This window comes from Microbacterium sp. str. 'China' (assembly GCF_002993305.1).
GTDB classification, from domain to species: domain Bacteria; phylum Actinomycetota; class Actinomycetes; order Actinomycetales; family Microbacteriaceae; genus Microbacterium; species Microbacterium paraoxydans.
On record NZ_CP027434.1, the window covers coordinates 949,407 to 960,721 of the forward strand.

9 protein-coding genes are annotated in these 11,315 nt (G+C 72.0%); 8 read left to right on the forward strand and 1 reads right to left on the reverse strand.

The window, feature by feature from the left end:
* Positions 1–32: 32 nt before the first annotated feature.
* The 8 genes from C6C15_RS04545 (at position 33) to C6C15_RS04580 (ending at position 10,738) form a co-directional block, all read left to right on the forward strand.
* Positions 33–1,319 carry a cell division protein PerM gene (locus C6C15_RS04545; RefSeq protein ID WP_083371021.1) on the forward strand — a complete coding sequence of 429 codons (1,287 nt, stop codon included), beginning with the start codon at positions 33–35 and terminating at the stop codon, positions 1,317–1,319.
* A gap of 61 nt (positions 1,320–1,380) precedes the next feature.
* Positions 1,381–1,968: a phosphoribosylglycinamide formyltransferase gene (gene purN, locus C6C15_RS04550; protein ID WP_105949382.1), complete on the forward strand. Its 588-nt coding sequence runs from the start codon at positions 1,381–1,383 to the stop codon at positions 1,966–1,968.
* A 32-nt stretch (positions 1,969–2,000) separates the two neighbouring features.
* Positions 2,001–3,608, forward strand: coding sequence for a bifunctional phosphoribosylaminoimidazolecarboxamide formyltransferase/IMP cyclohydrolase (purH, locus tag C6C15_RS04555; RefSeq protein ID WP_060923212.1), 1,608 nt, complete (start codon positions 2,001–2,003; stop codon positions 3,606–3,608).
* A gap of 144 nt (positions 3,609–3,752) precedes the next feature.
* On the forward strand, positions 3,753–5,261 hold the full coding sequence (locus C6C15_RS04560; protein ID WP_105949383.1) for a DNA-3-methyladenine glycosylase 2 family protein: 1,509 nt from the start codon (positions 3,753–3,755) through the stop codon (positions 5,259–5,261).
* A complete protein-coding gene (locus C6C15_RS04565; RefSeq protein ID WP_105949384.1) occupies positions 5,258–5,755 on the forward strand; it encodes a methylated-DNA--[protein]-cysteine S-methyltransferase in 498 nt (165 codons plus the stop codon). Before C6C15_RS04560 ends, C6C15_RS04565 begins: the two co-directional genes overlap by 4 nt.
* A 307-nt stretch (positions 5,756–6,062) precedes the next feature.
* Positions 6,063–8,009 (forward strand): ABC transporter ATP-binding protein, encoded by a 1,947-nt coding sequence (locus tag C6C15_RS04570; RefSeq protein WP_060923215.1) that lies wholly within the window; start codon positions 6,063–6,065, stop codon positions 8,007–8,009.
* The gene (locus C6C15_RS04575) at positions 8,006–9,817 is read left to right on the forward strand and encodes an ABC transporter ATP-binding protein (protein WP_060923216.1); all 1,812 of its coding nucleotides are present in this window, start codon (positions 8,006–8,008) and stop codon (positions 9,815–9,817) included. The genes C6C15_RS04570 and C6C15_RS04575 overlap by 4 nt, the downstream gene beginning before the upstream one ends.
* 99 nt (positions 9,818–9,916) lie before the next feature.
* Complete coding sequence (locus C6C15_RS04580) at positions 9,917–10,738, forward strand: hypothetical protein (protein ID WP_083371022.1); 822 nt, start codon at positions 9,917–9,919, stop codon at positions 10,736–10,738.
* An 84-nt stretch (positions 10,739–10,822) separates the two neighbouring features.
* On the opposite strand, the gene C6C15_RS04585 is transcribed toward C6C15_RS04580, so the two are convergent.
* On the reverse strand, positions 10,823–11,281 hold the full coding sequence (locus C6C15_RS04585; RefSeq protein WP_060922841.1) for a GNAT family N-acetyltransferase: 459 nt from the start codon (positions 11,279–11,281) through the stop codon (positions 10,823–10,825).
* Positions 11,282–11,315 lie beyond the last annotated feature (34 nt).

Consider the following 11,315-nt stretch of genomic DNA (forward strand, 5'->3'; position numbering starts at 1 on the left):
GAAGGGGAACTCGTCGTAGTCTCGAAGGCGCTATGCAACGCCTCCTCGTCGCGCTCCTCGCCGCCCTCGACGCCGCCATCACGGCTGCCGTCGGTCTGGCCGTGCTGCTGGCGCCGCTGACGCTCCTCTGGACACTCGCTTTCGGCGTGACCGCCGACTGGGGAGCGCTGTGGCCGCTCACCGGAACGCTGTGGCAGTTCGGCCACGGCGTGCCGCTGGAGGTCGTGATCCCCGACGCCCTGCTCGTGACTCTGGCGATCCCCGTGGAGGCAGCGCGCTTCGTCCTCTCGGTCACACCGTTGGCGTTCGTGCTCCTCACCCTGCTCCTCGCCGCTCGCTCCGGGGGCCGGGCCGCTCGGTCCGGGGCCTGGGTGTGGGGATCGCTCTCGGGGACCGTCGTGTTCGCCGTGATCTCGACGGTCGTCGCTCTCACATCGGCGCTCGGCGCCGCGCGGGTCCCGCTGGCTCTCGCCATCCTGCTGCCCCCCGTCGTGTACCTCGTGGGCGCCGTGTGCGGCGCGGTGCGGGTGGCATGGGAGGACGGCGACGGCGGGCTGCTCGACCGCATCCACGACATCCTGGATTCCCGGGAGGACTGGGCGCCGGTGCCCGCCGCGATCGTGCGGGGCGCCGCGTTCGCGCTCGTGGGCGTGACCGGGGCCGCCGCCCTGGCCGTCGCCCTGTCGGTCCTCACGCGGGGCGGAGAGGTCGTCGCGCTGTTCCAGGCGGCGCGGGTCGACGCCCTGGGGGCGACCGTGCTGACCCTCGGGCAGCTCGCATATCTGCCGACCTTCGTGGTGTGGGCGGCCGCGTGGCTGGCCGGCCCTGGGTTCGCGGTCGGGGCCGGGACCGCGGTGTCGCCCGCCGGCACCCAGCTCGGCGTCGTGCCCGGCATCCCGGCGTTCGGTCTGTTGCCGGAGAACTCCTCGTTCTGGATGCTCATCGTCATCCTGATCCCGGTGGCCGCCGGGGCATTCGCCGGGTGGGCCGTGCGCTCGCGGCTCGTATGGGAGGGGACGCCGCTGGGGCTCCTGCAGCGCGTCGTGATCGCGGTCGGAATCGCCGCGGTCTCAGGCGGCGTTGCCGCGCTCGCCGCCGCCTTCGCGAACGGTTCGATGGGCCCGGGCCGACTCGAGGTCGTCGGTCCGGCGATACTGCCGTTCGCCTTGTCTCTGGGGGCGGAGGTCCTCGTCGGGGCGGCGATCCTGTTGCTGTCGCCCCGCAACCGCGACGAGCTCGCGGAGGAGCGCACCGATCGCTGGATCGCGGAGATGTCCGAACGGGCCTCCGAGGAGCACGCTGACGACGACCGCCGCTAGCCGCCTCGGGCCTCCGGCGACGCCGGTCGGAGCGTCATCGGCACGCCGGTAGACTGGGCGCGTGCTCACGGTCGCCGTACTCATCTCGGGCGCCGGCTCGAACCTTCGCGCCCTCCTCGAGGCCGCTCGTCACCCCGATTTCCCGGCGCGTGTCGTCGTCGTCGGGGCGGATCGCGAAGCCGACGGGCTGGCCCATGCCGAGGGGTTCGGCATCCCCAGCTTCACCGTGCCGTGGCACGAACACGAGAGCCGCGAGGCGTGGGGCGAGGAGCTGGGCCGTCAGCTCGCCGTCTGGTCGCCCGACCTCGTGGTGCTCAGCGGCCTCATGCGCCTGCTGCCGTCCTCCCTCGTCGCCGCCTATGCGCCGCGGATCATCAACACCCACCCCGCGTTCCTCCCGGAGTTCCCCGGAGCGCACGGCGTCCGCGACGCGCTCGCCGCGGGCGTCCGCGAGACCGGCGCCAGCGTGATCGTCGTGGACGACGGGGTCGACACCGGGCCCATCCTCGCCCAGGAGCGCGTGCCGATCCGGGCCGACGACACCGAGCACACGCTGCACGAGCGCATCAAGCCGGTCGAGCGCCGGCTCCTCATCGACGTCGTCCGGCGCATCGCTACCGGCGACCTCCCCCTGACCTCCGCCCCCTGACCCCCCCGACGCCCCGCACGAAGGAGCCCATCATGGCCGGCCCCCGCCACGACCCCACGCTCTACCGCGATCGCGACACCGTGCCGATCCGGCGCGCTCTCGTCTCGGTCAGCGACAAGACCGACCTGCTCGTGCTCGCCGCTGCGCTCGCGGAGGCGGGCGTAGAGATCGTCTCGACCGGGTCGACGGCGTCCACCATCCGCGACGCCGGCTTCGAGGTGACGGATGTGGCCGCGGTCACGGGTGTCGCCGAGATGCTCGACGGTCGCGTCAAGACCCTGCATCCGAAGGTGCACGGCGGGCTGCTCGCCGACCTGCGCCTGGAGGATCACGAGCGGCAGCTCGCCGACCTCGACATCGCGCCGTTCGAGCTCGTCGTCGTCAACCTCTACCCGTTCGTGGAGACCGTGGCCTCTGGTGCCGAGGGTGACGACGTGGTGGAGCAGATCGACATCGGCGGCCCCGCCATGGTGCGTGCAGCGGCGAAGAACCACGCCAACGTCGCGATCGTCGTGTCGCCGCAGTCCTACCCGGCGATCGTCGCGGCCGTGGCACAGGGCGGCACGTCTCTCGCCCAGCGGCGGGAGCTCGCGGCGCGGGCGTTCGCGCACACCGCGGCCTACGACACGGCCGTCGCGCAGTGGTTCGCCGAGGGCACGCTCAACGACCCGGGCGACCTTCCGGCGCACCTGACGATCCAGGCCGAGCGGCTCGCGACGCTGCGCTACGGCGAGAACTCCCACCAGCGCGGCGCCATCTATACCCGCGCCGGCGGCCACGGCATCGCTCAGGCCACGCAGCTGCAGGGCAAGGAGATGTCGTACAACAACTACGTCGACGCGGACGCCGCCCTGCGCGCCGCCTACGACATGGTCAAGCCGGCGGTCGCGATCATCAAGCACGCGAACCCGTGCGGGATCGCCACGACCGCGCCGAACGCCCTCGACCCGATCGCCAGCGCGCACCTCCGCGCCCACGAGTGCGACCCCGTGTCGGCGTACGGCGGCGTGATCGCCGCGAACGGCACCGTGACGCTGAAGATGGCCGAGAACCTGAAGGACATCTTCACCGAGGTCATCGTCGCGCCGTCGTTCGAGCCCGCGGCCCTCGAGGTGTTCAAGGCGAAGAAGAACCTGCGCCTGCTGCAACTCCCCGAGGACTGGCAGCAGGAGCGCATGGACGTGCGCCTCGTGTCCGGCGGGCTTCTGCTCCAGGACGCGGACCGCTTCCCGGACGACATCGTCTCCGTCGCCAAGAACTGGGAGCTCGTGTCGGGGGAGCGCCCGAGCGACGAGGAGATGGAGAACCTGATCTTCGCGTGGAAGGCGTGCCGGGCCGTGAAGTCGAACGCGATCGTGCTGGCGAAGGACAACGCGACGGTCGGCGTCGGCATGGGCCAGGTCAACCGCGTCGACTCGTGCCGCCTCGCGGTGGAGCGGGCGGGCGACCGTGCCGCCGGATCCGTCGCTTCGTCCGACGCGTTCTTCCCGTTCGCGGACGGTGCCCAGGTGCTCATCGACGCGGGTGTCACGGCGATCGTGCAGCCCGGCGGCTCCGTGCGGGACGAGGAGGTCGTGGATGCCGCGCGCAAGGCCGGCGTCACGATGTTCTTCACGGGGGAGCGCCACTTCTTCCACTGACCGAGACCCCGGTCTTCTGCCGAGACCCCGGCATGCGCACGTCTGCACGCCGGGGTCTCGGCGCGTAGGCGGGGTCTCGGGGAGAGAACCGCGATGTCCGATTTCCGCCAGCCGTAGCCGCGCGGGGGTGAGAGAGTGGAGGACATGAGCCCCTCCTTCGACGAGCGCTACCGGGCGATCAGCGCTCGGGACACCCGCTTCGACGGGCAGTTCGTCACCGCCGTGCGCTCGACAGGGATCTACTGCCGGCCCAGCTGCCCCGCGCGCACGCCGAAGCCACAGAACGTCACGTTCTATCCGACGAGTGCCGCGGCGCACGAGGCCGGCTACCGCGCGTGCAAGCGGTGCCTGCCGGAGGCCGCCCCAGGGTCGCCCGCGTGGGACGTCCGCGGAGACACGGCCGCGCGGGCCATGCGCCTGATCGCGTCCGGCGTGGTCGAGCGCGAGGGGGTGCCAGGACTCGCGTCGCGACTCGGCTACTCGAGCCGTCATCTCACGCGGCTGCTGACGACCGAGCTCGGCGCCGGACCGCTCGCGCTGGCGAGAGCGCACCGCGCCCACACCGCCCGCATGCTCCTCGTGGGAACCGACATGCCCATCGCCGATGTCGCCTTCGCCGCCGGCTTCCACAGCATCCGCCAGGGCAACGACACGATCCGGGAGGTGTTCGGGCTCACGCCGGGGGAGCTGCGTGCCCGCCGCCGCACGCCCTCCGCGGCCGCCCCCGGAACGATCGATCTCGTCCTGCCGTACCGGGGGCCCCTGGATGCGGCCGGGGTCTTCGCGTGGATGGCCGCGCGAGCCGTGACGGGCGTCGAGGAGGCCACGGCGACGTCGTTCTCCCGTCATCTCCGGATGCCGGGCGGCCCCGCGTGGTTCGAGGTGCGTCAGGAGGAGACGGAGCGCCTGCACCTCCGGGCCCGGGTCGCGCAACTCGGCGACCTCACGCCGCTGGTGGCCATCGCACGCCGCATCTTCGACCTCGACGCCGACCCTCTCGCGGTCGACGAGGCCCTGGCCGCGCACCCGCCCCTCGCGCCCCTGGTCGCGCGGACCCCCGGCATCCGCGTGCCCGGGGCGGCCGATCCGCACGAGATGCTCATCCGCGCGATGATCGGGCAGCAGATCACGGTCGTCGCCGCCCGCACCGCGCTCACCGCGCTCACCGACGCGCTGGGGGAGCGGACCCCCGAGGGCCTGCTGTTCCCGACGATGTCGGCCATCGCGACCCACGGCGCGGAGGTGCTGCGCGGGCCCGCCGCCCGGATCCGCGCCGTCACGGGAGCCGCCGCGGCCCTGGCGGACGGGAGCCTGACCCTCACCGTGGGCGATGACGGCCCGACGCAGCGCGCCGCCCTCCTCGCGATGCCGGGGATCGGACCATGGACCGCCGACTACGTGCGGATGCGGGTGCTCGGCGATCCGGACGTGCTGCTCCCCGGCGACGTCGCTCTCCGTGCCGGTGCTGCCGCGTCCGGGCTGCCCGCCGAACCGAAGACCCTCACCGCCTGGGCGGAGCGCGCCGCACCGTGGCGGAGCTACCTCAGCGCGCACCTGTGGCGTGCCGCCCCGATCCGTCCCGTCGGACCGCGGCGCAGATCCACCGTCCGGCCCGTCCGCGACATCGCATCCGACACCGAGGAGACCTCATGACCGCTCTCATCCAGACCCTCGACACCGCTGACGGTCCCTTCACGATCCTCGCCGACGACCGCCAGCGGGTCCTCGTGTCCGGCTGGACGGACGACGTCGAGGCGATCCTCGGCCGTCTTCCCGCCCGGGTACGCCCCGATGCCGTGCGCGAGGCCGAGACGGACGCGGCGGGCGCCGTCCGCGCGTACTACGCGGGCGACGTCGCGGCGATCGACGGGGTCGCGGTCGCGCAGACCGGCACCGCCCTCCAGCTCGCCGGCTGGGCGGCGCTGCGCACCATCGCACCGGGGGAGCCCCTGACCTACACGGGCTTCGCGACCCGACTCGGCAACCCCCAGGCCGTGCGCGCGGCGGCGTCGATCTGCGCCCGCAACGCCCCGGCCCTGTTCGTGCCCTGCCATCGCGTGCTCCGCACGGACGGCTCCCTCGGCGGCTTCGCCTGGGGGCTGCCCGTGAAGGAGAGCCTTCTGGCGCGCGAACACGCCGCCCGCTGACCTCCCGAGCCGAGGAGCCCGCTCCGGACGGAGCGGGCTCTTCGCCGTCCCGGGAATTCCCCTTGCGCTCAGCTCGTTCACAGGAATAGGCTGATGGGCTGTCGCGCCAACCGGACGACCTCGCCGAGCCCTTGAGGAGGACACCATGACCACGATCGCCACCGCGCGGATCGCCACCCTCGGCTCGACCCCGGCGCGCCCGCTCTCCTAGAGCCTCCGCCCCCCTTCTGCACCGGATGCCGGGCTCCGTGAGCTCGCTCTCGCATCCGTTCCCCCGCTCTTCTCCCCTTCGACTCCTCTGAGAGACATGTCTTCCTCGTCTTCCGCGCAGAACCCGTCCCCCTCCTCCTCCCTCTCCACGCCCGCCGCGCTGTGGCGGCTCAAGCCGTTCGTGAAGCCGGTCATCTGGCGCCTCGCCGGCGGTGCCGCCAGCGCGCTCGCGGCGGCCCTCATCGCGCTGATGATCCCCATCGTGCTCGAGCAGATCATCGGCGGGCCGGTGCAGTCCGGGGCGCTCGACGCGATCGTCTGGGGAGCGCTCGCCGTGTTCGCCCTCGGCCTCGGCGAGGCGCTCATGGTGTGGCTCCGTCGGCAGTTCGTGCTCTTCCCCGCCACGCAGGTGGAGTACCGCATGCGCACCGAGCTCTACTCACGCCTGCAGACGCTCCCCGTCGCGTTCCACGACCGGTGGCAGTCCGGGCAGCTGCTCAGCCGCATGATGCAGGACATCGGCCTGATCCGCCGGTGGCTCGCCTTCGGTCTCGTGCTGCTGGTCGTGAACGTGCTGACGATCCTCATCGGCTCGGTGCTGCTGTTCCGCTGGCACTGGCTGCTGGGCACGATCTTTCTCGTGACGGCGGTCCCGCTGTGGATCCGCGGCTACCTGTTCGAGAAGCGCTACGGCGCCCTCACCCGCCGCAGCCAGGACCAGGCGGGCGACCTCGCCACGAGCGTCGAGGAGAGCGTGCACGGCATCCGCGTGCTCAAGGCGTTCGGCCGCGGCACGCACGCCCTCCGCCGCTTCAGCCGTCAGGCCGAGACGCTGCGCGAGACCGAGATGAGCAAGGCCGGGGCCATCGCCTCGATCTGGTTCTGGCTCGACCTCATGCCGCAGATCGCCTTCGGCCTCAGCCTCATGTCGGGCATCTGGCTCATCTCGCAGGACGCGATCACGTCGGCGGAGCTGTTCGCCTTCTTCGCGATGGCCGTCGTGCTGCGCTGGCCCATCGAGTCGATCGGCTTCCTCTTCTCGTTCATGCTCGACGCGCGTACGGCGACGGACCGCGTCTTCGACATCTTCTCGGAGACGAACACCATCACCGATCCGGAGAACCCGGTGCACATCGAGAACCCGCGTGGCGAGCTCGCGTTCGAGAACGCGCACTTCCGCTACCAGGATGCGGCGGCCGACGAGCGGGACCTGCTCGACGGGATCGACCTCGTGCTGCGGCCGGGCGAGACCATGGCGCTCGTGGGCCTCACCGGCAGTGGCAAGACCACGCTGACGACGCTGCCGACGCGGCTGTACGACGTGACGGGAGGGCGGGTCACGCTCGACGGCGTCGACGTGCGCGACCTCACGCTCGCCGAGCTGCGGGAGCACATCGCGATGGCGTTCGAGGACGCGACGCTCTTCTCGGCCTCGGTCCGCGAGAACGTCCTGCTCGGCCGCGCCGACCTCGACGTGCACAGCCCCGAAGCCGAGCGCGTCCTTCGCGAGGCGCTCGACGTCGCCCAGGCCGCCTTCGTCGACACCCTCCCCGAGGGTGTCGAGACGGTGATCGGCGAGGAGGGACTGAGCCTGTCCGGCGGACAGCGCCAGCGGCTCGCCCTCGCCCGCGCCGTGGCCGCCAACCCCCGGGTGCTCGTCCTCGACGATCCGCTGTCGGCGCTGGACGTCGACACCGAGGCGCTCGTGGAGGAGGCGCTGCGGCACGTGCTCGCCGACACCACCGCGATGATCGTCGCGCACCGTCCGTCCACCGTGGCCCTCGCCGACCGCGTGGCGCTGCTGGAGGACGGCCGGATCACCGCCGTCGGCACGCACACCGAGCTGTTGAAGACGAGTCGGCACTACCGGCACGTCATCTCCAGCCTGGAGGCCGAGGAGGCCGCCCGCACCGGGGCCATCCCGATCATCCGCGACGAGCAGGCCGAGATCCACGAGACCGTGCAGGAAGGCATCCGCGAGGAGGCCGATGACGAGGCGCCCGGAGGCGCCCCCCGATTCGCAGGAGAGGAGGTGCAGCGATGAGCTCCCTCACCGGAACCCAGGACGAGGACCGCTCCCGCCTCACCACGGAGGAGAGCAGGGCGATCCGCCGCCGCTCGCTGCGGCTGCTCGGCTCGCTCGTGCGTCCGCTCAAGCCGCAGATCGTGCTCGCCGCCACGGTGCTCGTGATCTCGACGGCGCTGCAGGTGGCCGGACCGATCCTCATCAGCATCGGCCTCGACCGGGCGCTCCCCGCGGTGCTCGACGACGCCGACTGGATGCCGACGTTCGTCGTCGGTGGGATCTACCTGCTCGCGGGTGCTCTCGCCGCCGTGCTCATCGCCTGGTACGTCATCATCGCGGCCAAGCTGACCCAGGCCGTCCTGCTCGACCTGCGCAAGCGCATCTTCCTGCACACCCAGCGCCTGAGCCTGGAGTTCCACGAGTCGTACACCTCGGGGCGGATCATCTCGCGCCAGACGAGCGACCTGGACTCCATCAAGGAGCTCCTCGACGGCGGCCTGAACGAGCTCGTCTCCGGCGTGCTCTTCGGTGTCTTCACCTTCATCGCCCTGTGCGTGTGGGACTGGCAGTCCGGTCTGATCCTCGCGATCGGCGGCGTGCCGCTGTTCTTCCTCATGCGCTGGTTCTACTCGCGCTCGCAGCTCGTGTACCGAGAGTCCCGGGTGATCAGCGCGAAGGTGATCGTGCAGTTCGTGGAGACCATGACGGGTATCCGCGCGGTCAAGGCATTCCGGAAGGAGCCGCGCAACGACGAGGCCTTCCAGGGCGTGGCCGGCGAGTACCGCGACGTGAACCGCCGCTCGATGCTGCTGTTCGGCACGTTCGAGCCCGGGCTCATGGGCGTCGCGGCGCTCGTGCTCGGCGTGGTCGTGCTGTGGGGCGGCATCCGGGTCTCGGAAGGAGCGCTGACGGTCGGCGTGCTGCTGTCCGCCGTGCTCTACGTGCGCAACTTCTTCGCTCCGATGCAGGAGATCGCGATGTTCCTCAACTCCTACCAGTCCGCCACCGCGGCGCTGGAGAAGGTGTCGGGCGTCCTGGAGGAGGTGCCGACGGTGCCGGACCCCGAGAAGCCGGTGGACCTCTGGGAGTCCCGGGGTCACATCCGCTTCGACGAGGTCACCTTCGCGTACAACGAGGACAAGACGATCCTGCCGAACTTCTCGCTCGACATCCCCGCCGGGCAGACGATCGCGCTGGTCGGGACGACGGGGGCGGGCAAGTCCACGCTGGCCAAGCTCATCTCGCGGTTCTACGACCCGTCCGCGGGGACGGTGACCCTCGACGGCGTCGATCTGCGGTCGCTGCACCCGAAGGACCTCCGCCGCGCGATCGTCATGGTCACGCAGGAGGCGTACCTGTTCAGCGGGACCGTCGCCGACAACATCGCGCTCGGGCGCCCGGACGCGACGCTCGACGAGATCCGCGAGGCGGCGCGGGCGGTGGGCGCCGACGCGTTCATCTCGGCCCTGCCGGACGGGTACGACACCGACGTGAACAAGCGCGGTGGTCGTGTCTCGGCCGGGCAGCGACAGCTCATCTCGTTCGCCCGCGCCTTCCTCGCCGACCCGGCGGTGCTGATCCTCGACGAGGCGACGGCCTCGCTGGACATCCCGTCCGAGCGGCTGATCCAGGACGCGTTGCAGACGCTGCTGGCCGACCGGACGGCGATCATCATCGCGCACCGGCTGTCGACGGTGGCGATCGCGGATCGTGTGCTCGTGATGGAGCACGGCCGGATCATCGAGGACGACACCCCGGCCGCCCTGATCGGCGGCACCGGGAAGTTCGCCCAGCTGCACGCGGCCTGGCAGGAGACGCTCGTCTGACGCGCTGACGCGCTGACGCGACAGCGGCCCCGGCATCCGTCCGGATGCCGGGGCTTCCTCGTCCGGGCGCGCGTGCTCCGCGATCGGTAGCATCGAAGGATGGACCCCTTCCTCCTCGTCGCGGAGTGGTGGTGGCTCGCGCCGACCGCCGCCGCCGGGGTGACCGCGGGCGCGATCGGGGTGCGTCGTCGCAACACCCGCAGCGGCCGCCGACTGGAGTACGACGCCGCCCGGCACGACCTCCGCGAGGCCCAGCAGCGCGCGGTGGTGCGACGGACGGCGCTGAAGGTGGCACGAGCCGACCTCGCGCGGGTCTCCGCCGAGCGGGCCGCGCAACGCGCGAGCGCCGAGCAGGTGGCCGGCGCCCGGCGCATGCTCAAGGAGCGCGAACGCGACGCCAGAGCGGCGGCCGCCGACGTCCGCGCCCGACGCGTCAGGGTGAACGCCGCCCGCGCCGCGATCCCCGCCGGCTCCGCCCCGCGGCCGCTGGAGCGCCTGTACGCGGAGCACGACGCGGTGACGGCGCGATGGATGCGGTACGAGACCGACACCGCGCTGCAGATCACCTATCCCGAGATGACGGACGTGAAGCGCCCGGAGACGGCCGCCTACCTGCGGGCCGCCGGTGCGGCGGTCGAGGCGCGTCGGCAGACGACGGGCCGCGTGACCGCCGCCGAGTACGCGGCCTACCGCGACGCCGTCGCGGAGCTGGAGCGGGCGTTCGAGGCCGCCGAGCACGCGGCGAAGGTCCAGACGGGGGAGGCGCCGCCCACACCGGCCTGGCAGGACGCCGCGCAGGACATGCTGCACCGCTCCGCCGAGGCCATCGATCGGGCGGCGGGTGCCGCCGCGTCCGCGCTGGCCGCGTGGAACAGCCGTCGGGGCAAGGGCACGCCCCCGGACGGCAGTGGTCAGCGCTGAGGAGGATCGAGAGCACGCCGCCCTGCAGGTCCGAGGGCGACGGAGTCTCGATGGGGGAGGGGATTCGAGACCCCGCCGCCGGTCTCAGGAGGGGACGCGGATCTCGGCGATGACCTCGCCGTAGGCCGTCTCCCCGACGGGGGTGAACCCGACGCGGCGGAAGAACGCCTCCGGGCCGTCCTCGCCGGCTTCGTAGATGACGTTGACGTGGTCGACGCCGCGGTTGCGCGCTTCGTCGATGAGGTTCTCGACGGCGAAGCGGCCGATGCCGCGACCCTGGTCGTCCGCGTCGACGTTGATGCGCCACAGCACGGAGCGGAAGTGCTCCTCCGGCGCCTCGTCATCGAAGTTGGCGCTCACGAATCCCACGACCTCGTTGCGGTCCAGGATCACCCGCTGCCAGGAGGTCTGCGGGTTGATGACGGTGGCCGCGATGCCGTACGAGACGGGGGCGAGGAACTGCTCCTGTCCGGGCTTGAGCGACAGGTTGTTCACGGCGACGATCGTCGCGGCGGAGAGTTCGACCATGCGCAGTTCGGACATGCCCCCAGGCTAGCCCCTCCGCTCACCGCATTCA